Genomic DNA, 26,550 nt, shown 5'->3' with positions numbered 1-26,550 from the left:
GCCGGCAGTCAGGGCCGATTATGAAGTATCTGCCTGCTGAAAAGTGGATCCGAATGCTGAATTTAAAAATAAGCTTCGTAAATTTACTGTAACTGCCCAGCCGATAGGCCTTGCTGCCGGTTTATTTTTAATGTAAAAATTATATGAAGAAAACAACGGAAGAAGCCTTTAACAGCAAGAACATACGCCTGACCACGATGCGTATCCTGATCTATGAGTACATGCAGACGCTGAGTGAGGCTCTGTCTCTGGCCGATATCGAGAAATATTTCCATAAGGCCGACAAGGTGACCATCTACAGGACGCTCCAGACTTTTCTGGAAAAGGGCCTCGTGCATAAGATCATGGATGAAAACCAGGCCAGGTACCGCTTATGCGCAGATTCATGCGAGCAGGAAGAGCATAATGACAGGCATCTGCATTTCTACTGCAGAAAATGCGGGCAGACCACCTGCAGGGAGGAGATCATTCTTCCCGAAAGCCTGACAGGCAGCCTGCGGATCGACGAGATCCAGATTCTGGCCAAAGGAATCTGCGAGAAGTGCCTCACTGCATCATAATTCAAATCAGATAATTGTGAACAAAGGATAATTGTAAAATTTTAATTTTAAGCTATGCTGTTAAACCGCAGAATATCAGTGCTGTACTTTGTGAGGGAAATAAGATCCCAGATTATTCTCATTGTCATTTTTGCCGCTGCAATCGGCATGCTGGATATGCTTCCCGTTTTCAGGAAAGTATCCCTTCCGCTCAGCATTCCGGCCCTTGTCGGAACGGCAGTCTCGCTGCTGCTGGCCTTCAGGACGGCACAGTCCTATGAGAGATGGTGGGAAGCCAGAATGGTTTGGGGTGCGATTGTAAACGATTCGCGCACCCTTGTCAGACAGGTAATGCAGTTCGCATCCAAAGAAAACAGCCAGATTGCAGACCAGTTTGCCGAAAGGCAGATCATCTGGGTGTATGCCCTTGGCGAAGCGCTGCGCCGCCAGCCCTTCAGCCCAAAGGTGGAAGACTATCTGAAGTTCCATAACATAACCGGGACGAACATTCCCAATGCGCTGCTGGGCAGGCATTCGCAGAGCGTTGCCGAAATGGAGCAGAAAGGGATCATAACGGATTTCAAGACCGTGCAGCTCAATGAAACCATATCTCGCCTCTGCGATCACATGGGAAAGTGCGAACGGATCAAAAATACGGTCTTTCCAAAGTCATACAGCCTTCTGGTGCACACGCTGATCTATGTTTTTGCGGCCATACTGCCCTTCGGGCTTGAGGATTCCCAGCTGGCGGTTGAACTGCTGCTTACCATCCTGATTCCGCTGCTGTTCATTGCGATTGAATCAACTGCCATAATCATGCAGGATCCTTTTGAGAACACGCCTGTGGATACGCCGATGACTTCGCTGGCGCAGACCATTGAAATCAATCTCCTTGAGATGACCGGCGCGAAGGATGTTCCCGTAAAACCTAAGAACAGCCTTTATTATGAAATGTAGCAATTGGGCTTTCTTCCAAAAATCGGAATCCAATGGATATCGGGGTTGAACTTTATATGTCAGCCAAGCTGCTGCTGGCTGCTGCCCTGGGCGGCCTGATCGGGCTTGAAAGGGAAAGGGAACAGCAGAATACGGGCGTGAGGACTTTTGCATGCATCTGCGCGGCCTCCTGCCTGTTTGTTTCCATTGCGGCCCATCTTACGGAAGATGTATCGGCTGTTGCCCGAATGCTTGCCGCCATTGCGACCGGGCTGGGATTCATAGGGGCGGGAATAATTTTCAGGGACCAGCGGAACCTGCCCAAAGGCATTACAACCGCCGCGGGCCTTTGGACCACATCAGCGGTTGGAATGGCCATAGCACTGGATATGCTTGTAATTGCCGTTTCGGCGACACTCATCATACTGCTGATTTTCAGCGTGAACCATTTTTCATGGTACAGAAGACTGGTCGATAGATTAATCAAGAGTAAAAAAAGGACTAACTAAACCAATGGACTGCCTTTTATCGGCACCGGGACACTTCAGGAAGAATGGTGCCGAATTTTTTAACCTTATAAACTATATATCATGGAACACAAACATAAATACGATAAGAACGGGAAACAGATCTGCTGCACGCAGACCGAGAAGGTGTATGTGCAGGCCGGCGCAAAGGAACTTCTGAAGGGGCACACTCCCGATGACGGCCACAACCATGCGCACAGCAGCGTCGACGGGCACAGCCATGCCCACACCGATGATGACGGCCATAACCACAGCACTGCCGAAGGCGGAGCGTTTAAGATGTTCCTTCCTTCGATAATTTCATTGGTGCTGCTGCTTCTTGCCATTTCTTTTGACAACTGGATCAAGCTGCCGTGGTTTTCGGGCACCCTGCGGTTCGTGTGGTACCTGGTGGCCTATCTGATCGTCGGATTTCCGGTTATCAGGGATGCCTTCAAAAGCATCACCAAAGGGGAGATATTTTCCGAGTTCCTTCTGATGAGCATAGCCACAGTCGGCGCCTTCATCATTAAGGAATATCCTGAAGGGGTTGCGGTAATGCTTTTTTACGCCGTAGGGGAAGTTTTCCAGACCCTTGCCGTATCAAGGGCACAGCGCAACATCAAAAGCCTTCTGGACCAGAGGCCCGATGAAGTGACCATCGTCGCAGACGGAAAGACCAAAACAATCAAAGCCGAACAGGCCCAGATTGGGGATATCATCCAGCTGAAACCAGGAGAAAAGCTTGGGCTTGACGGGGAGCTTCTAACCGACAGCGCTTCATTCAATACGGCGGCCCTTACAGGGGAAAGCAAACCGGACACCAAATCCAAAGGCGAGGCGGTCCTGGCGGGAATGATCAATCTCAACGTGGCGGCACAGGTGAAAGTCACCGCGGCCTTTACCGACAGCAAGCTCAGCAGAATACTGGAACTTGTACAGAATGCGACCTCGCAGAAGGCTCCGACAGAACTGTTCATACGCAGGTTTGCCAAGATCTATACGCCCATTGTGGTTTTTCTGGCTATCGGAATCTGCCTTCTGCCTTATTTCTTTGTGGACAATTATGATTTCAGCAGCTGGCTTTACAGGGCTCTTGTCTTTCTGGTTATTTCCTGTCCGTGCGCTCTTGTCATTTCCATACCGCTGGGCTATTTCGGCGGAATCGGTGCGGCCAGCCGCAACGGGATACTGTTCAAAGGGAGCAATTTCCTTGACGTGATGGCCTCGATCCAGAACGTGGTGATGGACAAGACCGGAACGATGACAGAAGGGGTTTTCAAAGTGCAGGAGACTGTCTTCAAGCCGGAGTTTGACAAGGATGAGATCCTGAAAATGGTCAATGCGGTGGAGAGCCAGAGCTCGCATCCTGTTGCCACGGCAATCCATGAATACGTGGGTGAGGTGGACAGCTCGATAAAACTGGAAAGCACCGAGGAAATTGCGGGCCACGGACTGAAGGCATTAATCGGCGGAAAGGAGCTGCTTGCGGGGAACTTCAAGCTTATGGACAAGTTCGGCATTTCTTATGATGTCGATCCGGCTTCGATAGTATACACGACAATTGCGGTTAGCTATGACAAAAAATATGTCGGGTATATCACGATAGCGGACAGCATCAAGGAAGACTCGCAGCTGACCATAGACCTGCTGCACAAGATGAATATCAAAGCGACAATGCTCAGCGGCGACAAGGGAAGCGTAGTGAAGTTTGTAGCCGACAAGCTGGGGATTGACAATGCCTACGGCGACCTGCTGCCGGAAGACAAGGTAAACAAAGTGAAGGAGATCAAGGCGCAGTCTGGAACGGTTGCCTTTGTCGGTGACGGAGTGAACGATGCGCCTGTGGTTGCGCTCAGCGATGCGGGCATTGCAATGGGCGGGCTGGGAAGCGATGCGACCATAGAAACGGCCGATGTCGTGATACAGGACGACAAGCCTTCAAAAATACCCATGGCCATCAATATCGGCAGGCAGACCAAGAAAATCGTATGGCAGAACATCACCCTGGCTTTCGTAGTCAAGGGCGTAGTGCTCGTTCTTGGAGCAGGCGGGCTGGCCACGATGTGGGAAGCCGTATTTGCCGATGTCGGCGTATCGCTGATTGCGATTCTGAATGCGGTGCGCATCCAGAAAATGAAATTCTAAATTGGATAATTCAAAGATTCTAAAGGCTTAAATCCAAAAGATTTAATGCTGCTGCTTAGCTGCCGGCCAGATGATATCCGCTTCCGGATAATCATCTGGCTCAGACGGCAGGGATTCTTTGTGCCCTTATCCAATCGTAATATCCATCAGAAATGCCTGCCGCAACCGCACAGGCAGAAATATCAAACGTGCAGTTTTACCGGCAGTTCATGGTAATGCAATGCCGTATCTGCAGGTATAGCGCATTGAATCGAATTTTATGCGAAATGAAAAAACGAAAGAAGAAATACTATCCCAACATACAGAAGACATCGAGGGGACAGAAGGGCAGGCCGGTTAGAAAGAAGAACAGGTATTCGGCTGTCAATATCGGAAAAACGATCATACTGGCAATTCTGGGAATTGTGATTGTTCTTGGAATTTTTGCCAGGGCAAGACATTTCATCCTGTACCACGTGCAGGACAGGCCGCATGAGCAGGCCAATGGGAAATTGACCAATGAAGGCGCCGGACGCCTTCCTGAATCCCCGAAATGAAATATATAAGAAAAATATAAAAGGCGATTGTTAATTCAAAACCGCAGGCTTTTTCGAAGGTTCTGCGGTTTATTCCATAAAAAAAATAAACCGGGCATTTAAACCAAATGATTAGCAGAATATGAAAAAGTATGCCAATATTTCCAATGTAATCCTTACCATTCTAAGGGACAATCCTGATCGTGATTTTGCTCTGGAGGAGCTTTCGGGCTTAATTTTTCCGACAGATCCGATACAAGAGGAGAAGCATAACCAGGCAGCCGTTCTGGATGTGCTGATTTTTCTGGACGACCAGAAAATGATCCTTCTGGATTTTGAGACGGACCGCTCAATGCTTGCCAAATAGAACTGATAAGATCAAGGGCGGCAGCGCGTATTTCCGGAGAGCCTTCCCCGAAGGGAAGACAGTTCCGGAAAAGCCTAATTAAGCTTTCAGACCAGCACGCTGAGTGCGGCCGGCTCTGCCGAAATTGTGCAGCTGTTGGTCCTTAATTTATAATGCTCCCCGTCGATCTGCGCATCGGTGAAGATCTTCATCGGCATTTGAATCTGCAGGCTGTTTACCAGATGGTGCTGGGCCTTCTTGAATCTGCTTACCGAGCGGTTCAGGATATGGTATCCGAGGGCTATTTTTTCGAAAAAGGAAAGCTCGGGAATGAGAACCAGATCCAGTTTTCCATCCGTCAGCAGTGCGCCTGGGGTAAGGCTCATGCTGTAGCCCATTTCATTTGAATTGGAAACAAAGACCATAAAGGGCTTTATTGGTATGACCCTGTCGTCGAAATATATTATGGCGGGCTGCGCATTATACTCAAAGGCAGCAGCAACTGCAGCCTTGATATAGGCAAAAAGCATCCTTTTTCCCGAATTCTCATACTTTTTTACAATCATCGCGTCAATTCCGATGCCGGTGTTGCTGAAAAAGTAATGCTGGTTGATTCTTCCGGCATCGATCCGCAATTTTCTTCCTTCCCTGATAATTTCAAGAGATTTTCCGATATCGCGCGGAATGTTCAGATGCGATGCCAGTCCGTTTCCCGACCCCACAGGGATGATCCCCAGCTTCACATCGGTCCCTATCAGGCGTGAAGCCACCTCATTGATGGTTCCGTCGCCTCCGCAGGCCACGATGATGTCGGGATTCTGCTCGAGCGCTTTTTCGGTGAGGATCAGGGCGTGCTTTCTGCTCATGGTGTAATCAGTGCTGATCTTATACCGGTCAGCGGGAAAGAACTGCCTGATGTAAAAATCCGGCAGGCTGTGGCGCCCTCCGCCGGAGACTGGGTTTATGATGAAATGTATGTAGGTCATTGCTTATTTTAAAAGTTTGTTTGTAAAAAGGTAATCAGCGGTCTGGTACCATGCGATGGTCTCTTCAAGAAACGGTCTGTCTATCGGCAGGGTCGTGAGGCTGTTGTCTGATTTTTTCCAGCTGTAGAAGGCCTGCTTCTTCTGGTCGGAGAGTATCATGACCCGGCTGCCTTTCATGAGCGCGAGCTTGCGGTATGTCCCCAGAAATGCCCGCTGCTCGAAATCGGGATCAAGGATGTCCCTACCGAAGAAATCGGATTCGTAGTGCCATTTGAGCATCGAAAATACGGTAGGCCAGAGATCGATCTGCGAGCACTGCTTATCCACCTTGCGGCTGGCCGTTTCGGGCATATTCACGATAAAGGCGGGGATATGGTAGTTGGCAATGTCGATCTCATCCTTTCCTGCGCTGCTGGCGCAGTGGTCGGCAACGACAATGAAGACGGTATTCTTGTACCAGGGCTTTTTGGACGCTTCGGCAAAGAGCCTTTTCAGGGCATAGTCGGCATATTTGACGGCTCCTTCGCGTCCCGTTCCGGACGGGATGTCTATCCGGCCCGAAGGATAGGTGTACGGCCTGTGGTTGGAGGTGGTCATCACGAAATTCAGGAACGGCTTTCCTTCCTTATGCTTCTGGTCGGCAGTGCTGATCATTTTATTGAAAATGTCCTCATCGCAGATTCCCCATGCATTTTCAAAGGTGACCTCGCTGTCTGCGATATTATGCCTCACTGTGCTGATGCGGTCGCTGAGCACGCTTCCGCGCCCGCGGTCATAAATGCTGAAGCCGTTGCCTCCGAAATAGGAGTTCATGTTGTCGAAATAGCCGTCGCCGCCGTAAAAAAAGCTGCAGTCATAGTTTTTGGACCTGAAGACATTGCTGATGGTGTAGAGGTCCTGGTTTTCCGGCCTTTTGACAATCGACTGTCCCGGGGTTGGAGGTATGCACAGTGTCAGCGCCTCCATGCCGCGCACGGTTCTGGTTCCGGTGGCGTACATGCCGGTGAAAAAGACGCTCTTCTGGGCAAGGCTGTCCAGGAAAGGGGTCAGGTTCTGCCTGTTTCCGAATTCGGCCATAAAATCCGCACTGAAGCTTTCCATGAGGATAAAGACCACGTTGCTGCGCTGCAGCGGCGACTGGGCGTCCTTTATGCTGCGGTGGATCGAGTAGCCTGTGGTGGCAAAGGATACCGTGCTGTCGGCCAGTTTTGATTTGACGATGCTGAACGCGCGGTCATTGCCGATGGAGGTGTAAAACTGCTCGTACTTCATCTGGTTATTGCGGAAAGCGGCAAAAAAGGAATAGATGCCCGATTTGGAAATTTCGGAATTGTAGCGGTTGGGCGACCATTCGGCCTGGCTGCTGGAGATAAAAGTGATATAAAAGGATGCCGCCGCCGTGAAGAGCAGCAATATGGAAACCCTCTTCACTATGTCCGTGTTGTGGGCGAATGCGGCGGCAAAGGCTCTTGATCTGTAAAAGGCGAAAAGCACAAGTGCGGTAACTATCACGACAGCTGACACGAGAAGCGGCAGAGGATAGGACTCCTGTATATTGGCAATGACCTCGTAGGTGTAGATCAGGTAGTCCACCGCAATGAAATTGAAGCGGGTCCTGAATTCCTCCCAGAAGGTGATTTCGGCCAGAAAGGTGAAAACCAGTATGAAAACATTCAGCGCCGTAAAGAACCAGATTACGATCCTGTCGGCCAGCGAGCCGGTCCATCGTCCCGCAAATACGGTATAGTAGAGAACGGCAGGATAAGAAATCAGTGCGATGGTTCCGATATCAAAAAAAAGCCCTGTAAGGAGCGTGCGGATGACATCAAAAATGCTTTGCGAGACCTGGCCATGCTGCCAGATAAAAAGGATGATGCGCAGCAGCTGCGAAAACAGCAGAAACCATGCAATAAAATGAACCAGCAGTGCGTATCTGCCGGTTCTGATAGACAATTTACCCATAACTCAATAATAACTCAGCAAAGTTTACATTGCAATGTTGTAGTCATTCTGAATTTTTGGTTTTTATTAAGAAATATTAACCCATTGTGCATAAAAAAAGCAGAGCGGCAGGATGCCCGGCCTAGAACTTTACGCTGAAGCAGTGGAAATCGTTATGATAGGAGTAGGAGATCTTCCAGCCGCTTATCTCGGTTATCTTTCTGATGATGGCCAGACCCAGCCCGCTGCCGTTTGCCGAGGTGCCGCCGCTGAAGAAACGTCCGAAGAGCTTCTCGATGGGAAGCGGTTCGGCCGTACCGGTGTTGAGGATCATCAGCTCGCGATCCAGGGTCCTGATTATGATATTTCCCTCGGTGCGGTTATGGCGGATGGCGTTAAGCACCAGGTTGTTGATAAGGATTTCGGCAAGGACAGGGTTGGCTTCTATTTCAAGCTTTTCGGACAGCTGCACATTAATGGCGACCCATTTCTGGCCGGCCTGCTCGGTAAAGAAGTCCAGATGTTTTTCTATATGCTCATTGACCGAGATGCAGGTTTTTTCCAGATAGATCTCATGCTCTATTTTGGAGAGCAGCAGCAGATTTTTGTTGAGCCTGTTGAGTTTTGCCACATCCCTGCTCAAGGCGCCCAGCACCCGAGTCTGGTCCTTGTCGAGCCGCATCTGGAAAAGGGTGTCGATCTTGTTCTGGAACAGCGCGAGGGGCGTCTGGAGCTCATGGGCCGCATTTTCCACAAACTCGCGCTGGCTTTTGTAGATGGCCGTATTTTTTTCGATCAGCGCCTCAAGGCTTCTGTTCAGGCGTTCAAATTCGTCGATGTCGGTCTCCAGGAAATGGGGGGGCTTGTTCTTGTCGATCTCAAACTCATGGATCTGGTCCAGAGTGTCATAGAAGGGCTTCCATCGTTTGGATGCCGTTTTCTTGGAGAGCCATACAATGCCGACAAAAAGCACCAGAAGGATAAAGGTGAACATGCCAGCTATGGTGAACACCATCCTTTCCATTTCCAGCAGGTGGATCTTTTCGGTGTAGGTGTATTTTCTGCCGGCAATTTCCACTGGGGCGTAAATGATGCGGAAAGGCTCTTTTTCCTCAGCTGTGGAGTCTTCGATCATGGTGCCGACTATGGAATCTTTTTTTACGCCCATATCGGGCATAATGGTGAAATGCAGGTTGTACCTGTTCCAGGTCTTGATGTCTTCGGGAGTGAAATTGCGGCTGGACTGGTTAATGAATGCATTTTTATGCTGCACGAGCACCTCTTCGGTTTCGTAGATGAAAAGCCACTGGCTCACAAAGTAGAATATCGGAGCACAGATTAAAAGGATCACGGCGGCAAGCACGAGAAAATCCCTCGTGGTTTTGCCCAATAGTTTTTTACGATTCATTTTTCCCATTTGTATCCTTCGCCGTAAACGGTTTTAATATAGTCTCCCGAACCTGCTTTGGCGAGTTTCTTTTTGAGGTTTTTGATGTGTGCGTATATGAAATCATGGCTGTCTAGCATATCGGCCATATCGCCGGAAAGATGTTCGGCGATGGCGGCCTTTGACAGTACCTTGTCATTGTTGCCGATCAGGAACAGCAGAAGGTTGAGCTCCTTTCTGGTCAGTTCGAGTTTTCGGTCATTGACCAGCACTGTTTTGGTGAACACTTCGATCCTGATCTCCTGGAACACCACGCTGTTGCTTCCCCTGAAGTTCCTGCGCCGCACCAGCGCCTGCATCCTTACCAGCAGTTCGGCAAGATGGAAGGGTTTGGTAAGGTAGTCGTCGGCGCCCAGGCTGAAGCTTTCCAGCCTTGTCTCCAGGGTCTCTTTTGCCGATATGATTATCACCCCGTCGGTCTTGTCCTTGCTTCGCAGCTCCCTGAGGATGTCAAAACCGTCCCCGTCGGGAAGGCCCAGGTCAAGCAGTATGCAGTCGTAATCGTAATTGTCGATCTTATGGACGGCCTGCGCATAATTGTGCGCCGTTTCGCATTTTACGCCATTGTCCTTGAAATAGCTCTGTATGCTTTGAGCGATATCCTGTTCGTCTTCTATGATTAAAATTTTCATGATGCCATTTTCTAAGCGCCCCATGACAGTGCATATGCCCACTAAATTTAAGAATTTATGGCAATATGTGCGCTGCGGGGCATCATTTTTTTTTTAAAACGGCGTGGCCGTTTATATATTACAGTCTGTAATAATACGGCTCAATTTTGAATTAATTCTGAATTTTTGCCTGCGGCGTGTTTTTTTGCCTCAAAAACTGCCTTAACCTATCCGGGCTTTGATAAAGATTCCCCCAGCCATGAAAACTGGATGCCGGGAGAATCAAATCAAAAAAAACACGGTTTGGGAACATATAAATGTTCTTGTAAGGCTTATTTTTCAGCGCTGCACCATGCTGGAAATAATATTGATGCTCAATGCCAGTATGGTGGTGTTGAACATAAAGGAAAGCACCCCGTGCACCAGCGCGGTCCTCCTTATCTTCCTGTCCAGTATGGCGACATCGGATACCTGAAAGGTTGTGCCGATCACAAATGAGAAATAGACAAAGTCGAGATAGTCAGGTTCGCCTTTTCCGGGAAAATCAAGGCCGTTGAGCGAATAATGGAGATTGGCGTATTTGAAGGCGAACGTGGTATGGACCACCGCCCAGGCCGTTCCCACCGATGAGAGGGTCATCACCACATGCAGCGCCAGCTCGGAACCGGTCTTCTGGTCGGCTGAAACATACAGCAGCACGATGCCCAGAAGGCTTACAGCCGTTGTAAGGAGCATGAACAGGGACAGCACAGCGCGTCCCGAGTCCTGGTCTTTGGCATTTTTCTTAAGCTCATCCACACGGCAGGTGAGAATTGTAAACCAGGAGAAAAACAGCTGGGTTAGCGAAAAAGCCAGCCAGACCGCCATGATGTGCACCGAAGGCCTGCTGGTTCCGATCTCAAGGACAAGGGCGGTGAGCAGTCCCGCCGAAGCGGAAATTGCCAGCCTTGACCTGTTGCTGAGCCGGTTTATAAATACTGTTCCATTCATAAGAAATTATTTTTATGGCTTGTGCCGGTTGTTTGAATGCTATTGGTAAATGTTCATATTTTCATCATAGATGGGACTTTCTATATTCAGAAAGTTCAGCACACTGTGGAAGACATGGTACTGGGATGCGGTTTTATCGGCTTTCAGTTTTTTTGAGCCGGGCGAAACCCAGACAATAAAAGGAATCTCAAACTGCTCCCTTGGAGCAATGCTCATCGGCAGGCCGTGCATGTAGAGATTTTTTTCGCCGAGCGACTCTCCGTGGTCCGAAACAAAAATCATAGTGCTGTCAAATTCCTTGAGCTCTTTCAGGTTCTGGATCACGCGGCTGAGCAGGTAATCGGTATAGACTATCGTATTGTCGTAGGCGTTCATCAGTTCCTGCTTTGAGCAGTCAGCAAGTTCGACGCTGGTGCAGACCGGATTGAAATACTGGAACGCCGGAGGGTACTTTTTGCTGTAGCTGGGGCCGTGGCTGGTGCTGGTATGCAGCACCAGAAGTATCTTGTCCCTGCTGCTGGCCAGGATCTGCTCCCGGAAAAGGTTAAGCAGGACCTCGTCGTATGCGCATTCCCTGCCCGGACATGCAGCGCCTAGGTATTTCCGGTCCTGGTAATTTTTGATATGAAGCGGCGGCTCTCCCCAGTTGGCAGTCCTCCAGATGACCTCGACATCGTTACGGTACAGGTAGTTGGGCAGAATCTCATAGAGATCGTCGGTCTTTTTATGGTCCAGTATCGCCTTCACGCCGCCGGTGGTATAGGTTGCCGAGGAGACAGCATTGAAGATATGCAGGTTTTCAGTTTTGGAGAGCAGCGGATTGGTGTTCTTCGGATAGCCGTACAGCGAGAAATTGGCCCTTCTTGCGGATTCGCCGATGACCAGCACCACAATGGATTTCTTCCTGTCCCTGATGCGGGCATCGGGAAGCAGGATTTCCTTCTGGTTTTTCTTGTACTGGTGCACGTAAAACAGGGAGGTGTTGACCGCATAGGACCATGGCATTGCCAGCCCTCCCAGTTTTTTGGAATTCTTATCGATCCAAAGCCAGCCGGCTGAATTGATAAATACCAGCGCCAGCGCAATGAGCAGGCTGCCCGAGCAGAGCGCCGCAAACCTTTTAAGGGGCTCTTTTGTGATCTTTATCCTCAAGAGCGCCGCCGAGGGAACTATCCCGAGCACGAGCACATAAAGCACCAGCCTAACCGAAAAATAGGCGCTTGATTCCGCATAATTGGTGTTGAGGATATTCCCCACCATGCTTTCGTCTATGATCACGCTGTAGGAATTGATGAAATACAGGGCTGCCGCGCTGAGGGCAAAAAAGAGCGAAATGAGAATTCTGCCGAAAATTCCGGTAAGGTAAAGCAGCAGGTAAAAGACCAGGAAATCCAGCACCAGCATCAGCAGGATGAGGCTGGAGATGGTCATAATGCCGCTGAATCCCGCGTAATTCAGATTCCCGACCACAAAAGAGAAGAAGGGGATATGGAAGAACAGGCAGTTGGCCAGGCTGATTAAAGCCGCCATGCGGGCCGCTGGTAGTTTAGCTTTTAACATAAGCGGCTGTAATTTTATATAGTGATATGGTCAAAACGAATAAAGACAGGCAGAATATGAAAAGGTGCTCCTGCATGATCCTGAAGGCCAGCGCAAGCCAGCATCCCGTGAAGGCAATGATGAAGAAGGGGTGGTATTTCCTGTTTCCGATCCATTTCCAAATGCGGTACCTTGTTGAGATAAATATTCCGGCAAGGGCGCAGAAGTAGCCTATGATGCCCCCGACAAGAACATCAATGGGGTAATGCGCTCCCAGGGCAACCCTTGTGAGGACAAGCGCGAGACCCGCTGACACAAAAAGTGCGCACCAAAAGATCCTGTTTATCAGCCTGGCAGGCATAAAGGCAAACATAAGGATGGAGAGCGCCGTAAAAATGGTGATGGAATGGCCTGAGGGCAGGCTGTTGTGCCCTGAGAGAGTCCTTCCGATTATGGTAAAGCTGCCGTTGTCAAAAAAAGCTGCCGGCCTTGGGACATGAAAGAGCTTTTTCAGCACGCTGGAAAACAGGCAGGAAACCAGAAGGGCAGAGGCAAGAGACTCCCATATCTTAGGCGCGTGCAGCACAAAAATGCTCAGCAGCGACGCCACCACCAGGGTATTTCCGGTTTCGGTGAGATTGTATTGCATTTCGGGATATTGGGACAGGGCGGCATTCAGCATAAAGAAATATTCCCGCTGGATTAGGATATACGATTCGGCGCGCAGCGCATCGAGCATGAAAAGGAACGCGGCGATTAGCAGCAGCAGCACCGCAGGCAGGAAAAAAAGGGTAGGCCGCAGCCTTGAGAAGTTGAATGAAACATAAAGATCCAAAAGGGGATTGGCCTTTTCGGACGTGATTTTTTCGATGCCCCCATCGGCATTTTCGAGGAATAACTGGCGCATTTTCTAGGACTTTGTTAATCATTGTTTTACACTGGCTTAACCAGGGCAAAACATATCGATTCTTTTTTCCCGAAAGTTTACAATCCAATTTTGTAATCATCCTGAATTTTCATTTCACAGACTTTTATTTTGGATAATTTTAGTGTTTATTTGTTTGTATATCAGATTATTAAAAATATTTTAAAATTTTCAGAAGAGCAGCAGGTCTCTCAATGCGAGCAGTTTTTTTCTGCCGGTCCAATGCGTTTTAACATTCGCCGGCGCATTATTTTAACACTGAAATTTTGCATGCGCCGAATGTAAATAGGTATATTTGGATTTAGAATCCACCCAAGACCAACGGTCAGATCTTTCAAAATGGAAAAAGCGATACGACTAAAAGTGAGAAAAGATTTGGATGCCCGCCAGCAGCATACCATCCTTAGGCTCAAGGGCAGCCTGATTTCCAAAGGCTATACCGAGATTATCCACATCCTGGACAAGGATGAGGAGTTTCATATCAATACCTTTGAAACGCCATCTGAAAAGCAAGTCGAAGTTAAGCAGTATATCGCTGCATTTATAAATCAGGAAAACATCCTGGATACTGTAACGATCGAATAGGTTCAATTTTCAAATAAAAGCTGCTTCGGTTGTGAAGGCAGAAGCACTTTTTGGTTTTAAGGTTGCACATGCTGCAAATAATTGTAATTTTATAAAAAATCTTACTAAAAACTTTTGGCGCATTGATGAACATTGATTTTCTGGATGCAGGCTGTGCGGATGCCATCCATATTAATTTTAAAGGCACTGATGATAAAACGCACAACATCATAATTGACGGCGGCAGCGAGAAGGGCCGCCTTTATGAGTCAGGGCTCAGAAAGAGATTGCATGAAATAGCCAACGTCAGAAAAGAAATAATTGATATATGGATCATCACCCACATTGATGATGATCATATAGGCGGAATTCTCCGTCTTCTTAAAGATGCTGACCTTCTGAAAGCCGTGGATCTCTCCAGAACCACTTTCTGGTTCAATTATTCCAACTGGGACTATGACACCGGCATCCGGAGCAATAACTTAAAAAATGTCAAGCAGGGCATTACCCTTAGGGAGTACCTTGCAGCCCATTCACATGTAAAACAGGACATAACCGACAGCCACCCACTGATTGATTTATGGGGAGCCAAATTGATTATCCTGTCTCCCGACAATGCAAAATACAATTCGCTTCTCAAGCTGTGGAAAAATGAGGAAGTGAAAATGAGGGATAAGGAGCCTTCATCTTTAAAAAGCATTAGAAATAATGACTACGGCAGGAGGATTGAAGATTTCGATACTTCCAGGGAAGTGAAGGATGTTTCGGTGGAAAACGGATCAAGCATAAGTTTTATGCTGCAGTTCAACGGCGAATCATTTCTGTTTACTGCCGACAGCCATCCTGATGTACTTGTCTCGGCTATCAGGAGAAGATTCGGAGGGCAGAAGATCAAGCTAAAGCATATGCAGATTCCCCATCACGGAAGCAGGTATAATACAAGCAATGCTCTACTGGAGCTGGTTGACTGCGAAAATTACATTATTTCAGCAGATGGATATAACCGTTCAAATCTGCCCAACAAGGAAACTTTAGTGAAAGTGCTTCGCGCCAATCCCGATAAAAACATCAATTTTTTTATCACGCAGGAAAATGAACTTACAAGGAACATTTTTAAAGCAGATCCAGAATTTAATATTAATCTAATATTTCCCCAGCCGGGAAACAGCCACCTTCACTTTGAAATAGGATGACAGCAGAGAAAGATTTTATAGTAAGAATTGAAAATCCCCAGGGATTCAGCAGCGGACTTATATATTCGCCGGCCGGCCAATCAGAAGAGGCCTATGTTTTTACGGCAAGACATGCTCTGGTTGGGGATAATGGGATTGCATGGGATTGCAATGAGCTGTCAGTCGGATTTCTTACTGATAATGGATGGTCTGAGTATAAGCTGCAGGATGGGGATGTAATATTATTTGGCGAAAACAATGCAAGTGAAGATATAGGAGTACTGATAGTCAAAAAGCAATTCCTTCCCGTATCGCTTAACTATGATAAATGCCCTGAAATCTGCCTGGTGCCGGCTAAAGTCCATGAGCTTGAGATAACAGGTTTTCCTAAAGTGGTTCTTAATCAATTAAAAAGAACGCTGCACCATTTGATGCCCCTTAAGGATAGAGATTACGAAAGGCAGATACAGATTGAGGTATCAGATCCCCTGACCGGGGAGTACAATGACGACAACCTTGTGGAAGGCTATTCGGGAAGTCCGGTATTTGTTAAAGTGAATGGCAGATATTTCTGCTGCGGCCTATTTCTTGCCTATGAGACAAATAATAAAAGAATATTGGGGATCGATCTTTCTCTGGTAAATGATCTTCTGGCGTCAAGATCGCTGCCCCTTTTATCATTGCTGCAGATAGAGACAGACCCTACTGTGCTTGAAGCAGCTGAAAAGCTTAATGAAAATTCTTTCAGGGTGCTTTCAAGAATACGAGACAGCGTTGGAAAAGTCAACCTGCCGAGGACCGAAATTTCAGCCGCTGCTTTGGAAGTTATAAAAAACGGCAAGCTGGCAATATTTACAGGAAAGCCGGGAAGCGGAAAATCGGCGATGGTTAAGAAGATTTTGGATGGACTAAAAAGCGATTTTGAAATATTTGCTTTTCAGGGCGAGCAGCTGGACAAAAAAAGCATCGAGGAGATATTTGCAGATAAGCCCTTCTGCTTTGGCATATCCCTTTCAGAGGTTCTTGATTCCCCGCAATTCGGTAAAAAGAAAATTTTCCTTATAGACAGCATCGAAAAAATACTTGAAACGGATAATGCTGAGACAATATTGGATTTTTTTGATCTGCTTTTTAAAAGAGAGGATATTACATTAGTGTTTACCTGCAGGAGCTATGCGGCCGAGCATTTAAAAATCCGTTTTTTAAGGCAGTTTCCCGCTTTTCCCGATTTTGATGTGCCTGCGCTTGATGCAGCGGAGCTGGAATGCATCGCTGAGAGCTATCCGATGCTGAGAACGTTAGCAAAAAATAAATCCCTTTTGAAAGTTCTCCAGATTCCCTTTAATCTGGATAAGGCAGTGTCTTTACCTCAGAATTCGGTAAAAGATGATATTGATACTGAAGCAAGGTTCAAACAGATCATGTGGGAATATGTGATTGAAGGGCGCGAAAAGGAATCAGATCCCCGAAAAAGACAGCTGCGCGGTGAGACATTTATGGAAATTGCCCTGAAGAGGGCATCGGCAATGAGCGCATATGCAACTGTTGAGCACGCACGCGCTGACATACTTCACGAGCTGACCGCTGACCATATTATTGATCCCGAACCGGTATACAGAAGAAGCTTTGCGGCAGCTCATGACATCTATGAGGACTGGGCATTGACAAGGCATATTGACAGCAATTATCTGCAGTACATTGCTGAAGAGGGCAATTACGGCGCTTTTTATGATGCAATAGGAACCGCTCCGGCAGTCCGGCGAGCCTTCAGAATCTGGATATCAGAAAAAATACAGGCAATGGACGGATCTGCAGGCCAGCTCGTAAAATCAACCCTCAACGATTCGGCAATCCAAAACTACTGGAAGGATGAAATATTAGTTGCTGTCATGCAGTCGCATTACAGCAGTGATTTTCTGCGGGAAAACAAGGATTTTCTATTTTTAGATCAGTTTAAATATTTCATAAGGATAATTTTTTTAGTTCGGGTTTCGTGCCAGAAGCCGGATTTTTCCCTCCTGAACGCATTGGATGTGGACAAAAGGACTCAGGTATATCACAATATCAATCTGGTTCCCTACGGTGAAGTATGGGCCAATCTCATTGAATTTATTTTCTTAAACCTGAATCTGCTGCAGCCACAGATGAGATTGATACTATCAATGCTGCTGCAGTGGGAGAAAGGCCTGAAAAAAAACGGATCGTTTCCTGCCGAGGCCGAGCATGCGGCTAAAATTTTAATATGGTTTTACAGTAATTTTACATCAGGTGTCCCATCTGGCCAGGGAAGGGCTAAAACTGAGAATCTTGAAAATGGAATATTAATGCTTTTCCGTCTGTCTGACTTTGTCAAAGATGAATTGAAATCATTAATAGAGGATGCGTTTAGAAATAAAAACAGGGATGCTGATTTTGAAATCGGCAATCTGTATGACAAGATTTTAGAGTATGCCCTTGACGGGTACGAAGGGCAGAAAATATGCAAAAATTATCCTGAACTTGTCCTTGAAATTGCAGAAAGCAAATGGTTTTATTATCCGCCGACTCCTGAGCAGATTGCAGAAATGAAGAGGCAGTCCATTCTGGGGCCGTACCACCGGTCGATGATGCACAGCGAGCAGGATTTCGGCTTCAGAAGGAGCACAGAAAGGCATTATTCACCTGGAAGCCCTTATGAAACGCCTATATTGAACCTTCTGCTGTATTCTCCCTTTGCAACTGTAGATTTTTTAGTGAAGCTATTTAATCACGCTGCCGATTCCTATATCAAGTCCGATTTCGGCCGGGACAATGAATTTCTGCATCCTGCCGACCACCGTTCGCAGATAACTGTTATAATGGACGACGGAAGAGAGATTAAACAGCATGCCAGCCCTTCATTATGGATGATGTTCAGGGGAACCTATTTTAATTCGCCCGATGTTCTGAAATCCTGCCTAATGGCAGCCGAGTGCTATCTGCTGCAGATCGGCCGGGATATAAAAGAGAACAAGCATGACCAGTACACTAAATTTTTAAAGGCTTCCTGGGACTACACCTTTGAGGCTTTTTTAACCAGATGCAACAGCGTCATGGGGTCGGCAGTGCTTATAAGTGTCGCTAATGAGCATATGGATCTTGCCGGAAGAAGAATTTTTCCTTTACTGAAAATAAGGGAGATTTATCATCTGGATTTCCACAGGTGCCTTAAAGAATCAGAAGCCTACAGTCCTCTGAGCTATAAAAAGCACCGCCAGCTGCGCCACCTGCAGCTGCAGAATTTCCAAACACTAAAGCATAGAAGCAAAAGCATTGAAGATCTGGTTATGAACCTTAGCCTTGGCGAGTTTCAAACCGAAATCTTTGGGATCATAGATAATTTTAATCTGGAAAACCCGACAGACCAAAACTGGCGTTTTGCACTTGCCCGGATAGACCGCAGAAAATTAAGAATAGTAAAGGAAGTTGAAAACGGCTATCTGTTAGAAACACAACTGGAGGATGACTTGCAAAAGGTTGTCGAGGAAAATAAGACGAAGCAGGAAGAGAACCATACCGTTTCTTATGCAGCATACTGGTGCATGCAGAAATTTAAGCATGAAACCGTGGAAGAGGACAGTTATGAAAAATGGTCGGAGTTCCACAAAATCTCTGTGGATGCCCAGGATAATAAAAACATCTCCAAGAGGCATAACCAGCCCGTGCTGGTGGCTGCAATGGGAATCAGGGATTTCTATAGGTCATTAAGCGCAGCAGAAAGAGAATGGTGTGAAACAAAAGTAAACGAGCTCTTTAAATACGAACTTTTCGAAAATAGGCTAATGGATTTTACGAATTCCAAATACACGGTGTATGAAACAGAAGCTGCCTTTTCTGTTGTTCCAATTTTGATGCTCAAGTCGGATGAGACGCAAAAGAGGTTGTACAAGCAGAATATTCTTTATTACTTAACGCATTTTCATCAGAGATCCGAGCACAATTCCCTGAGAGCGTCAATTAACAGCTACCTATGGAAGCATGATCCCGGTTTTGTATTAAACTGCATCTTCTGCATTGTGGAGTATTCAAAATTCTCGCACCTTAAGCACAGGCTGGAGCATTTAAGCGGATATAAATCTTATAAAAGAAATTTATTTTCCATTATAAAAACAGCGCATTATAGAATAAGGTTAAAAATAAATCCCCATTATAAACCCAAAGGCCGCATTGCGGGGCATATCAAATACAACGATGCCCTTAAACAATACAGCGCCGCTATTGATGCCATTATGAATAGGGTCGCTGAAGAGGAAACCCCAGTGCAGATTGCAATTCCTGAATATCAGTCAAATGCAGGCGACTGGCTTTTCGAAGCTTTAAAACTGGTGCCGGCTGAAACAGAACTCAAAATTCTTCGGGACTATTTCAAGAATGTCTTGAATTTCATTTTTGAAACCTTTGCAAAAGATTCCGATCCATATGACGACACGATCCATCATACCCTGCAGCAGTTTTTTCAAGAAAAATTTGCACTGTTTTTACTCAGCCAGCCTGAGGATACTGCAATTGAGAACTTTAAAGCATTAATTGACTGGGCCTATGCAGATGGCGTAAAAATCTTGTATTCCAATAAAAAATATGAATTTACCGTTAAGTGCCTGGAGGAAGTGGTAAACCAGTTTTTAAATGATGAGTCCAAAGCGGCAAATTTCTGGATTTTATGGAGTTATTTAAGCCATAAGATTTTAACGGCTAAGATGTTTATTTTTGATAAAGCCTTTCTTTTTAACCATCGCATAGTTCGCACAGGTCATCCAAAAGCGAAAAAAACCTGCGCTCGAAATCCAGGCTTTGGTGCGTGTCGGCACTATCGTCGAATCTTTTGAAGATGGTCGGCTCATGCATTTGGCTGTATTCGTTGAACTCATTGTTGATGCTCTGTTCAAGGGTTTCATAGAGCCATCCTTTGGTATGCGAAATAAAGGAAATGTATTTGTGCATCGGGATGCTTTCGCTTTCTTCTTCGTCCTGCCCGTCCTCAGAGCAGGCGGGGGCGTTTCGAAAAATTCGTTCGTTTGGATAGTCACTGAACAGCCTGTGCGCTTTTTGTGCAGCTGAAAGGCATTCCCTGTCGAATGCATCACGGCATTTGAAGGCGAGCAGACGGTGTTCAAAATACGTCAGGTTAACGGGGTTGAATATCTTTTTTTCGATATAGTCTCCGACAAGCTCCGCCCTGTCGAACTCATGCAAAAAGCGTTCTCTCTGTTCGTCTTCCTCGTCCTGCTCCGTCCATTCCCTGTGCATTTCATACATCCAGTAGAGATAACTGTCCTGATGTCTGTGGTAGGGGACGTCCGTGATATGGTAGAGGTAGGAAAACACGCTATAAAGCAGTTTTGCATTTTTTGTGTACCTCGCATCGTGGCTCATCCAATACAGCGGTTCGACGGGTATGTAATACAGGGTCGTGCCTGTATCGTGGGTCTCCTCGCTGACAAGGCAGGTTTCCGCCCCTTCCTGCATCAGACTGATTTCGGGGCAGGGCGCGTACTGCTTTTTCAGTCTGCGCTCCGCATCCCACAGCGAGAGTGCAAAATTGTACGGATACTCGAAACAGTCGGTCTGCATGGATGTGATGCCGTAATGGCTTGTGAGATGCACAAGGGATTTGTAGAACTGCGACTGCATTTTGCTGAGTTCCATGCGGGGCTGTGAGGTTTGGAACTGCTCCAGTTTGGGCAGGAATGATGCTCTCAGAAAATTATCGGAAGCATTTGGACTGGGACTGATTTTGCTCTGTCTTTCTGAATTTCCCCCGCATCTTTTGGTCTGTGCATCCAAGCCATAAAACTGCCGAGCTGTTGGTGCAGAAGCATCTGCCTTTTGCGTTGTGGCGGGCTGATTGTGCCTGCTATGATGTTTTTTTGCATAATCCATGTCATTGAAATTTAGTTATCCTTTAGTTCCCATTACGGTTTCGAATCGGTATTCGACCATGTCGTCCTTAATGACTGGCGCTGAAATTTTGGAGGTCGTCAGGATAGGGTAGGTCGGGGCGTAGAAATTCAGCACCGCCTCGACGCTCCATCTAGGTTCGGGGTCGCTCAGCCTTATCTGCTGTCCCTTTTCGATGATTATGAAAACCCGCTGTAAGTGTGTTGCTAGTAACATATCGCTCTATTTTTAGTATTCGTATTCGTCTTGTTCTTCCTCTTCCTGTTCATAATCCTGCTCCTCAAAGGACATTTCCTCATCGGGATGAATCTCGGCATGTTCGGGATAGAGCGCCTCTTTGGGCGGTTCGGGCTTTTCCTGCTCAGCCTCGAAGAGGCTTGGAGTGGAGAACCTGTCGGACAGGGAGGTTCTCTTTCTGCGTATCTCGTCGGCTTTGTCGGGAAATTCCGCCGCTTCGGGAACTTTCATCCATGCCTCACGGAATCTACCCTGTTTTTCCAGTTCCTCCGCCTTTGCCATTGCATCGCTGAACTTTTTGTCTTTTGCTTGGTGCTGTTTTTTCTCCGCATCGGCTTTTTCCTTCTCCTTTGCAGAATGCTTTTTTGCCTGCTCCAATTGTTTCATAAAGGATTCCATATCGGTCATCAGTCCCGAAGCGCTCTGCATCGGGGCGGTGATGGTCTGAAAGAAACCGCTGTCGAGTTCCTCTGCTGTTCCCCTCAGGTTGAGCGGGGGGATGATGTTTTTAGCATTGTCCCCGCAGGCTTCGTTTTGGAGCATGACCGATACGACAAGGATGCCGTCAGTCGATTTTGCGATGGTCAGGTGCAGATCCCCTGCAATGTCCATCTGTCTTATCTGATTGAAAAAATTGCTGTTCATGGCTGTAGATTTTTAATGTCCGTATTTTGTCGGCTTCACATATTGAGAAACTGTAAGGCGACCGCTTTGCAGGCAGTCGCCCATCTTTTTTTAATTCAGCATCAGCGCCTTATCGCCGTCCACGGCAAAAGAGGTGCATAGTTCGAAGGCTTTCTGCGATTTCAGCTGTGCCGTTCCGCCCATCACGATGGACTGCAGTTTGGCTTCATCGTCCTTGTAGGTGCGCACGTTCTGATAATATCCCGTCACGGCATTATAAGCACCGTAGAGCGTGCCTTTTGTGGTTTCCATCTGTTGGGTGTCGCTTGCCATGGCATAGGCAAAAGCATCTTCCACGGTGTTTCTGAAAATGGCGGACACGGCATCATCTGCGCCAGTTTTAAGCATTTCCAGAGTTTCCCTGTTCGGGCATAATGCCAACTGAATCAGCTTTTTGACCTCTGAATCCTTAACTTTTACTTTAGCCCAATGGTTGAAGATGTCCTGCAGCTGACTGCTCAGTGTGTTTGCCAGTCCCATGACCTTGTGCGCATCATCAAGGCGCTGTTTTGCTCCCGAAGTGTGTCGGATGCGCACCACGTTGCTCATGTTGCGGAGCGAGGCGTTAAGGGTGTTTTGGCATACGATTCGGATGGGAGTGAAGGCTGCTGTAATGCTTCCGCTTCCATCGTGGGAGGTGGTCAGGAAAATATATTTTTCAGTCACATCATCCCCGCTGCCGACCCTGATGTAGTCGGGAAGCTTGGCTGTAATGAAGATGCGTTCCCCTTTGCCCAAAGCCCCTGCGGTTTCATACAGGATGCCTTCGCCACCGCCGACTATGGCGTCAAAGAAGCTGAACGCCTCACGGTTCTGTACGATATGGTAGTCTTTGCCGACTACACCCAAAACCGTATTGCTGTCGGTGCGGATGGTGGAAAAATAATCGGGAACGTGCAGTTCTGCGCATGCCGTCACAGTACCGTCCTGCATTTCCTCCTTTGCCAAGGCTTTGGTGTATAAAGGCGTTTTGGCGACCTCGTAATCCAATTGGGCGTGTCTTATGGCTTCTGCGCTTGTCGGATAGTCCTGCACAGTCTTTCCGAGATTGTGCCATGCTTTCTGCTTTACGCTGAAAAATGAATAATTTCCTGTGCTGCTGTTGTAATTGATATTGTGTGCCATGATAATTGTTTTAAAGTTAAACTTGATATTAATTCCTATGTGCGCCTTAAAATGGAAGGTCTTCCTCAGGCTCCTGCACCGTAGGTTTACTGCTTTGGGTCTGCGTTGTCGTTTCCGCGGTCTGCGCTTTTTTTACTCCTCCGTGCAGTTTAATCTGCGAGGTGTTGAAATTCAGACCTGCGTGCAGTTCCCCGTCGCTTCCTTTCCACGCTCTTGCGCTTACCCTGCCTGACAGTTCTACAAGCGTGCCTTTGGTCAGGATGTCCGCTACCTTCGGGCTAATCCAGTAGGCGCAGTCGAAGTAGGTGGTCTGTTCCACACGTTCGCCCTCCTTGCTTCTGTAGCTCTCGTTGGTTGCTATTGAAAAATTCACGACCTGTCTGTTTCCTGACAATGTTCTTACCTCTGCGTCTTTTGTTAATCTTCCGATGATGTTCATGATTTCTAATTTTTAAGGATTATTTTTTTAAATTTTATTTATTCGGCAATGACGAGGTGGAGCTGTTTTGTTTCATTTTCCGCTTTCAATATTTTATTTCTCATTGCTGACATTTTTTTTATTCGTTTAAAGAGCCGGTGTATGCTATGTTTTGTTTCATGAGCATAAAAAGGTTAGTGTTTAGCAGAAGCAAGGCTTTGATGAAAAATACGACCCGCACGGGTGGAGATTTTATATCAAATCCGCAGGACATGGCCTTGCTTCTGGGTTAAGAACACGGAGATACCTTTGCTCCTGAAATAAGACAGAAGCATACGGGCTTTTGGAAAAAAAATAGACGGGAAGCCATGAGGATTTAATGTTGAAATGGCAATTAAAGGCTTAGTAATTTTGTAGTGAAATCAACCTATCAAAATAGTCAAGAAAATTATACGTTGGTACATTTTTTACTTTCTCAGGAAAAGAGACATGGCTCTCCTTGCAAGGTCATAGGAAGTCACACTTTACAAAGTTAAAATCTTTAGCTTAAATTTCTTTTTGGTATAGTTTAAACTAAATAGCAGTAAGAAAATGGAGAATGAAAGAGATTATAATGATTCTAGAATAACAACAGAAAAAGCACTACAAATGCTTAAATCTGAAGGCTTGGAGGTGACTTTTGAACAGGCTGAAGAAATCTTGTATTTCTTGAGAAAAATTGCTAATATCGCGGTGTTGAAACATTTAAATAAAACAGAATGAGTAAGATAGCAGATTTGTATATCAGGGTAAGCACTGATGAGCAGGCTGAGAAAGGCTTCTCTCAGCGCAATCAGGAAGAGATGCTGAGAAAGTACTGTGGGATCAACAGAATTCAGATACGCAATGTGATTTACGAAGACCATTCCGCAAAAACTTTCAACAGGCCGCAATGGAAAAAATTTCTTGCCGACATCAAAAAGCACAAAAACAAAATAAGCCTGGTTCTTTTTATGAAGTGGGACAGGTTCAGCCGAAATGCAGGCGATGCCTATCAGATGATAAATCAATTAAGGGTTTTGGGAGTCGAACCGCAGGCAATTGAACAGCCGTTAGATTTAAGCGTTCCGGAAAACAAAATGATGCTCGCGTTTTATCTCGCTGCGCCTGAGGTTGAAAACGACCGAAGGGCATTAAATACGTTTCAGGGTCTAAGAAGGGGAAAAAAAGAGGGCAGGCATATGGGAATGGCTCCGTATGGGTATGCAAACAAAGTAACTGAGGATGGAAAAAAGTATATTGCAATTGTGCCGGAAAAAGCTGCAAACGTAGTTTGGGTATATGAACAGATCGCAAAAAATATCTTTAGCACTGAATCGATCTATCAGACTGCAAAAGAAAAAGGTTTGGGAATTTCGAAGAATAACTTGTGGCTGATTGTAAGAAATCCGCTATACTGCGGAATGATACTAGTTCCGAAGTATCGTGATGAGGAGGAAAGGCTTGTTAAAGGGCAGCATGATGCAATAATCAGCCAAGATCTGTTCTATAAAGTTCAGGATATTCTTAACAGTAAAGCAAGGACATACAGGCCAAAAATCAAAACAATTGAGAATTTTCCCCTCAGGGGATTTTTTATCTGCCCTGAATGCGGGCAGAAATTGGGAGGCAGCAAGTGCAGGGGCAGAAGCAGAGATTACTACTATTACCACTGCGATAAAGTATGTAAATGGAGGGTAAATTCCGAACTGGCCAATAGTGTTTTTAAAGGGAATTTAAATAAGTATAAGCCTTTGGCCGAAGTAAGAAAATTATACAGTGCAGTTTTGCTTGAAGCATACAGGGAACATACAGGATTGGTTATAAATGAGAAAAAGAAATCCTTGGAGCAGATTGGGGTTTACGAAAAAAAACTGGCTGTTGCTAGAAACCTGCTGGTTACCGAGAAGATAGATGCCGATGACTATCATTTAATGAAGTCAGAATACAATGCTGAGATCAGCAGGCTTGAAAATGAGATTGGAAATGTGGATGAAGACCGAGCTAATATTGAATCTTTAATGAACACAGGACTGCAAAACCTAATTAAGCTCGGCGAGGCCTTTGGTGACGGGTCTTTAGTGGATTCCAGAGAGATAATCGGTTTAATTTTTCCTGAAAATTTCACATTTCAAAATAATAAAATCCAAACCGCTAGGGTCAACGAAATGTTCAAGTGTATCTATCTGGTAAATAATAGATTACGGGCAAAAAAAAACGGGACAAAAGATGATATTTTTCTTTTGTCCCGAGTAGTGACCTCGACTGGATTCAAACCAGTAACCTTCTGAGCCGTAATCAGATGCGCTATTCAGTTGCGCCACGAGGCCTTTTTTATTATCAATTAGCTAATTTTTTGTAGCTTTGTTGATTGCTTATTGCGGGTGCAAAGATAGACATAAATGTGACATATACAAACATAAAATAACATAAAAATTAAAAAAAATGCAGATTAAAAATTATATACGTGATATTCAAGACTTTCCAAAAGAAGGAATTTTGTTTAAAGATATCACTCCGCTGCTAAATGACCCAATTGCAAGAAAAGAATGCCTTGAAATTTTAGTAAAATCATTAAAAGATCAAAAAATTGATAAAGTAGTAGGAGCGGAGAGTCGAGGGTTTTTCTTCGGAATGTTATTAGCGCAGGAATTAAACGCAGGCTTTATTCCGGTAAGAAAGCCAAATAAACTGCCATACGAGACGATTTCTGCTTCGTATGAGCTCGAATATGGTTCTGATAACTTAGAGATGCATACAGACGCTATAAAGAAGGGAGAGCGTATTTTGATTCACGATGATGTTTTAGCAACTGGTGGAACCGCAAAAGCAGTTTGTGAACTTGTAGAGAAACTTGGCGGTGAAATTGTACAATGCAACTTTTTAATGGAGTTGTCTTTTCTAGACGGCCGTGAAAAAATTAAAGACTATCCAATCTTTTCTGCAATTACTTATTAAGTGATAAAAGGTATTGAATAAAAAAATCC

24 protein-coding genes and 1 tRNA gene are annotated in these 26,550 nt (G+C 46.1%); 12 read left to right on the top strand and 13 right to left on the bottom strand.

What is annotated here, in order from left to right; all coding sequences use genetic code 11:
* The first annotated feature begins 143 nt into the window (after positions 1-143).
* The 6 genes from BOW55_RS00310 (at position 144) to BOW55_RS00285 (ending at position 5,011) form a co-directional block, all read left to right on the top strand.
* Positions 144-560, top strand: a complete 417-nt coding sequence (locus tag BOW55_RS00310; protein ID WP_084607884.1) for a Fur family transcriptional regulator — start codon at positions 144-146, stop codon at positions 558-560.
* A gap of 54 nt (positions 561-614) precedes the next feature.
* Positions 615-1,496, top strand: a complete 882-nt coding sequence (locus BOW55_RS00305) for a bestrophin family protein (protein WP_129022512.1) — start codon at positions 615-617, stop codon at positions 1,494-1,496.
* A gap of 32 nt (positions 1,497-1,528) precedes the next feature.
* Positions 1,529-1,984: an MgtC/SapB family protein gene (locus tag BOW55_RS00300; protein ID WP_129022511.1), complete on the top strand. Its 456-nt coding sequence runs from the start codon at positions 1,529-1,531 to the stop codon at positions 1,982-1,984.
* An 81-nt stretch (positions 1,985-2,065) separates the two neighbouring features.
* Complete coding sequence (locus BOW55_RS00295; RefSeq protein ID WP_129022510.1) at positions 2,066-4,129, top strand: heavy metal translocating P-type ATPase; 2,064 nt, start codon at positions 2,066-2,068, stop codon at positions 4,127-4,129.
* A 266-nt stretch (positions 4,130-4,395) separates the two neighbouring features.
* Positions 4,396-4,665: a hypothetical protein gene (locus BOW55_RS00290; protein ID WP_123902593.1), complete on the top strand. Its 270-nt coding sequence runs from the start codon at positions 4,396-4,398 to the stop codon at positions 4,663-4,665.
* A 121-nt stretch (positions 4,666-4,786) separates the two neighbouring features.
* The gene (locus tag BOW55_RS00285) at positions 4,787-5,011 is read left to right on the top strand and encodes a hypothetical protein (RefSeq protein ID WP_129022509.1); all 225 of its coding nucleotides are present in this window, start codon (positions 4,787-4,789) and stop codon (positions 5,009-5,011) included.
* Between the two features lie 86 nt (positions 5,012-5,097).
* Here BOW55_RS00285 and BOW55_RS00280 read toward each other — a convergent pair whose 3' ends face one another.
* The 7 genes from BOW55_RS00280 to BOW55_RS00250 all read right to left on the bottom strand — a co-directional run bounded on the left by BOW55_RS00280 (position 5,098) and on the right by BOW55_RS00250 (position 13,411).
* A complete protein-coding gene (locus BOW55_RS00280) occupies positions 5,098-5,976 on the bottom strand; it encodes a diacylglycerol kinase family protein (protein WP_129022508.1) in 879 nt (292 codons plus the stop codon).
* A 3-nt stretch (positions 5,977-5,979) separates the two neighbouring features.
* The gene (locus tag BOW55_RS00275) at positions 5,980-7,938 is read right to left on the bottom strand and encodes an LTA synthase family protein (RefSeq protein ID WP_129022507.1); all 1,959 of its coding nucleotides are present in this window, start codon (positions 7,936-7,938) and stop codon (positions 5,980-5,982) included.
* Positions 7,939-8,059: 121 nt separating this feature from the next.
* Entirely contained in the window at positions 8,060-9,325 is a 1,266-nt protein-coding gene (locus tag BOW55_RS00270; protein WP_241686425.1) for a HAMP domain-containing sensor histidine kinase, read from the bottom strand.
* Positions 9,322-9,996 carry a response regulator transcription factor gene (locus BOW55_RS00265; RefSeq protein ID WP_129022505.1) on the bottom strand — a complete coding sequence of 225 codons (675 nt, stop codon included), beginning with the start codon at positions 9,994-9,996 and terminating at the stop codon, positions 9,322-9,324. Before BOW55_RS00265 ends, BOW55_RS00270 begins: the two co-directional genes overlap by 4 nt.
* A 318-nt stretch (positions 9,997-10,314) precedes the next feature.
* On the bottom strand, positions 10,315-10,965 hold the full coding sequence (locus tag BOW55_RS00260; RefSeq protein ID WP_129022504.1) for a DUF1345 domain-containing protein: 651 nt from the start codon (positions 10,963-10,965) through the stop codon (positions 10,315-10,317).
* Between the two features lie 39 nt (positions 10,966-11,004).
* On the bottom strand, positions 11,005-12,525 hold the full coding sequence (gene eptA / locus BOW55_RS00255) for a phosphoethanolamine--lipid A transferase EptA (protein WP_129022503.1): 1,521 nt from the start codon (positions 12,523-12,525) through the stop codon (positions 11,005-11,007).
* Positions 12,512-13,411, bottom strand: coding sequence for a phosphatase PAP2 family protein (locus tag BOW55_RS00250; RefSeq protein ID WP_129022502.1), 900 nt, complete (start codon positions 13,409-13,411; stop codon positions 12,512-12,514). The genes eptA and BOW55_RS00250 overlap by 14 nt, the downstream gene beginning before the upstream one ends.
* Positions 13,412-13,768: 357 nt before the next feature.
* Here BOW55_RS00250 and BOW55_RS00245 point away from each other — a divergent pair, with 357 nt between their 5' ends.
* From BOW55_RS00245 to BOW55_RS00235, 3 genes are all read left to right on the top strand, one after another.
* Entirely contained in the window at positions 13,769-14,014 is a 246-nt protein-coding gene (locus tag BOW55_RS00245) for a hypothetical protein (protein ID WP_041515741.1), read from the top strand.
* Positions 14,015-14,139: 125 nt separating this feature from the next.
* Positions 14,140-15,186 carry an MBL fold metallo-hydrolase gene (locus BOW55_RS00240; RefSeq protein ID WP_129022538.1) on the top strand — a complete coding sequence of 349 codons (1,047 nt, stop codon included), beginning with the start codon at positions 14,140-14,142 and terminating at the stop codon, positions 15,184-15,186.
* A complete protein-coding gene (locus BOW55_RS00235) occupies positions 15,183-20,009 on the top strand; it encodes an ATP-binding protein (RefSeq protein WP_241686424.1) in 4,827 nt (1,608 codons plus the stop codon). Before BOW55_RS00240 ends, BOW55_RS00235 begins: the two co-directional genes overlap by 4 nt.
* On the opposite strand, the gene BOW55_RS00230 is transcribed toward BOW55_RS00235, so the two are convergent.
* From BOW55_RS00230 to BOW55_RS00210, 5 genes are all read right to left on the bottom strand, one after another.
* Positions 19,909-21,063 carry a hypothetical protein gene (locus BOW55_RS00230; RefSeq protein ID WP_164974984.1) on the bottom strand — a complete coding sequence of 385 codons (1,155 nt, stop codon included), beginning with the start codon at positions 21,061-21,063 and terminating at the stop codon, positions 19,909-19,911. The two genes, BOW55_RS00235 and BOW55_RS00230, sit on opposite strands and share 101 nt — an antisense overlap.
* A 15-nt stretch (positions 21,064-21,078) precedes the next feature.
* The gene (locus BOW55_RS00225; RefSeq protein ID WP_129022501.1) at positions 21,079-21,297 is read right to left on the bottom strand and encodes a PRTRC system protein C; all 219 of its coding nucleotides are present in this window, start codon (positions 21,295-21,297) and stop codon (positions 21,079-21,081) included.
* Between the two features lie 12 nt (positions 21,298-21,309).
* Entirely contained in the window at positions 21,310-21,963 is a 654-nt protein-coding gene (locus tag BOW55_RS00220; protein ID WP_129022500.1) for a PRTRC system protein E, read from the bottom strand.
* Between the two features lie 90 nt (positions 21,964-22,053).
* The gene (locus tag BOW55_RS00215; protein ID WP_129022499.1) at positions 22,054-23,127 is read right to left on the bottom strand and encodes a DUF932 domain-containing protein; all 1,074 of its coding nucleotides are present in this window, start codon (positions 23,125-23,127) and stop codon (positions 22,054-22,056) included.
* Between the two features lie 46 nt (positions 23,128-23,173).
* On the bottom strand, positions 23,174-23,566 hold the full coding sequence (locus BOW55_RS00210; RefSeq protein ID WP_129022498.1) for a single-stranded DNA-binding protein: 393 nt from the start codon (positions 23,564-23,566) through the stop codon (positions 23,174-23,176).
* A 570-nt stretch (positions 23,567-24,136) separates the two neighbouring features.
* Here BOW55_RS00210 and BOW55_RS20745 point away from each other — a divergent pair.
* Positions 24,137-24,307 (top strand): hypothetical protein, encoded by a 171-nt coding sequence (locus tag BOW55_RS20745; protein ID WP_164974983.1) that lies wholly within the window; start codon positions 24,137-24,139, stop codon positions 24,305-24,307.
* The gene (locus tag BOW55_RS00205; protein WP_129022497.1) at positions 24,304-25,854 is read left to right on the top strand and encodes a recombinase family protein; all 1,551 of its coding nucleotides are present in this window, start codon (positions 24,304-24,306) and stop codon (positions 25,852-25,854) included. The genes BOW55_RS20745 and BOW55_RS00205 overlap by 4 nt, the downstream gene beginning before the upstream one ends.
* On the opposite strand, the gene BOW55_RS00200 is transcribed toward BOW55_RS00205, so the two are convergent.
* A tRNA-Arg gene (locus BOW55_RS00200) sits at positions 25,820-25,893 on the bottom strand. The genes BOW55_RS00205 and BOW55_RS00200 overlap by 35 nt on opposite strands.
* 115 nt (positions 25,894-26,008) lie before the next feature.
* Between BOW55_RS00200 and BOW55_RS00195 the strand changes: the two genes are divergently transcribed.
* Complete coding sequence (locus BOW55_RS00195) at positions 26,009-26,521, top strand: adenine phosphoribosyltransferase (protein ID WP_129022496.1); 513 nt, start codon at positions 26,009-26,011, stop codon at positions 26,519-26,521.
* Positions 26,522-26,550 lie beyond the last annotated feature (29 nt).

The sequence above is a fragment of the Flavobacterium sp. YO12 genome (assembly GCF_004119495.1).
In the GTDB taxonomy this organism is placed as follows: Bacteria; Bacteroidota; Bacteroidia; order Flavobacteriales; family Flavobacteriaceae; genus Flavobacterium.
Note: the sequence above shows the minus strand (reverse complement) of the source record. Positions and strands in the feature narration are given on the sequence as shown.

What these genes read in the sequence shown, in the direction of transcription:
- BOW55_RS00310 (WP_084607884.1), top strand. Translation starts at nt 144, where the DNA reads ATGAAGAAAACAACGGAAGAAGCCTTTAACAGCAAGAACATACGCCTG.
- BOW55_RS00305 (WP_129022512.1), top strand. Translation starts at nt 615, where the DNA reads ATGCTGTTAAACCGCAGAATATCAGTGCTGTACTTTGTGAGGGAAATA.
- BOW55_RS00300 (WP_129022511.1), top strand. Translation starts at nt 1,529, where the DNA reads ATGGATATCGGGGTTGAACTTTATATGTCAGCCAAGCTGCTGCTGGCT.
- BOW55_RS00295 (WP_129022510.1), top strand. Translation starts at nt 2,066, where the DNA reads ATGGAACACAAACATAAATACGATAAGAACGGGAAACAGATCTGCTGC.
- BOW55_RS00290 (WP_123902593.1), top strand. Translation starts at nt 4,396, where the DNA reads ATGAAAAAACGAAAGAAGAAATACTATCCCAACATACAGAAGACATCG.
- BOW55_RS00285 (WP_129022509.1), top strand. Translation starts at nt 4,787, where the DNA reads ATGAAAAAGTATGCCAATATTTCCAATGTAATCCTTACCATTCTAAGG.
- BOW55_RS00280 (WP_129022508.1), bottom strand. Translation starts at nt 5,976, where the DNA reads ATGACCTACATACATTTCATCATAAACCCAGTCTCCGGCGGAGGGCGC.
- BOW55_RS00275 (WP_129022507.1), bottom strand. Translation starts at nt 7,938, where the DNA reads ATGGGTAAATTGTCTATCAGAACCGGCAGATACGCACTGCTGGTTCAT.
- BOW55_RS00270 (WP_241686425.1), bottom strand. Translation starts at nt 9,325, where the DNA reads ATGAATCGTAAAAAACTATTGGGCAAAACCACGAGGGATTTTCTCGTG.
- BOW55_RS00265 (WP_129022505.1), bottom strand. Translation starts at nt 9,996, where the DNA reads ATGAAAATTTTAATCATAGAAGACGAACAGGATATCGCTCAAAGCATA.
- BOW55_RS00260 (WP_129022504.1), bottom strand. Translation starts at nt 10,965, where the DNA reads ATGAATGGAACAGTATTTATAAACCGGCTCAGCAACAGGTCAAGGCTG.
- eptA (WP_129022503.1), bottom strand. Translation starts at nt 12,525, where the DNA reads ATGTTAAAAGCTAAACTACCAGCGGCCCGCATGGCGGCTTTAATCAGC.
- BOW55_RS00250 (WP_129022502.1), bottom strand. Translation starts at nt 13,411, where the DNA reads ATGCGCCAGTTATTCCTCGAAAATGCCGATGGGGGCATCGAAAAAATC.
- BOW55_RS00245 (WP_041515741.1), top strand. Translation starts at nt 13,769, where the DNA reads ATGGAAAAAGCGATACGACTAAAAGTGAGAAAAGATTTGGATGCCCGC.
- BOW55_RS00240 (WP_129022538.1), top strand. Translation starts at nt 14,140, where the DNA reads ATGAACATTGATTTTCTGGATGCAGGCTGTGCGGATGCCATCCATATT.
- BOW55_RS00235 (WP_241686424.1), top strand. Translation starts at nt 15,183, where the DNA reads ATGACAGCAGAGAAAGATTTTATAGTAAGAATTGAAAATCCCCAGGGA.
- BOW55_RS00230 (WP_164974984.1), bottom strand. Translation starts at nt 21,063, where the DNA reads ATGGATTATGCAAAAAAACATCATAGCAGGCACAATCAGCCCGCCACA.
- BOW55_RS00225 (WP_129022501.1), bottom strand. Translation starts at nt 21,297, where the DNA reads ATGTTACTAGCAACACACTTACAGCGGGTTTTCATAATCATCGAAAAG.
- BOW55_RS00220 (WP_129022500.1), bottom strand. Translation starts at nt 21,963, where the DNA reads ATGAACAGCAATTTTTTCAATCAGATAAGACAGATGGACATTGCAGGG.
- BOW55_RS00215 (WP_129022499.1), bottom strand. Translation starts at nt 23,127, where the DNA reads ATGGCACACAATATCAATTACAACAGCAGCACAGGAAATTATTCATTT.
- BOW55_RS00210 (WP_129022498.1), bottom strand. Translation starts at nt 23,566, where the DNA reads ATGAACATCATCGGAAGATTAACAAAAGACGCAGAGGTAAGAACATTG.
- BOW55_RS20745 (WP_164974983.1), top strand. Translation starts at nt 24,137, where the DNA reads ATGGAGAATGAAAGAGATTATAATGATTCTAGAATAACAACAGAAAAA.
- BOW55_RS00205 (WP_129022497.1), top strand. Translation starts at nt 24,304, where the DNA reads ATGAGTAAGATAGCAGATTTGTATATCAGGGTAAGCACTGATGAGCAG.
- BOW55_RS00195 (WP_129022496.1), top strand. Translation starts at nt 26,009, where the DNA reads ATGCAGATTAAAAATTATATACGTGATATTCAAGACTTTCCAAAAGAA.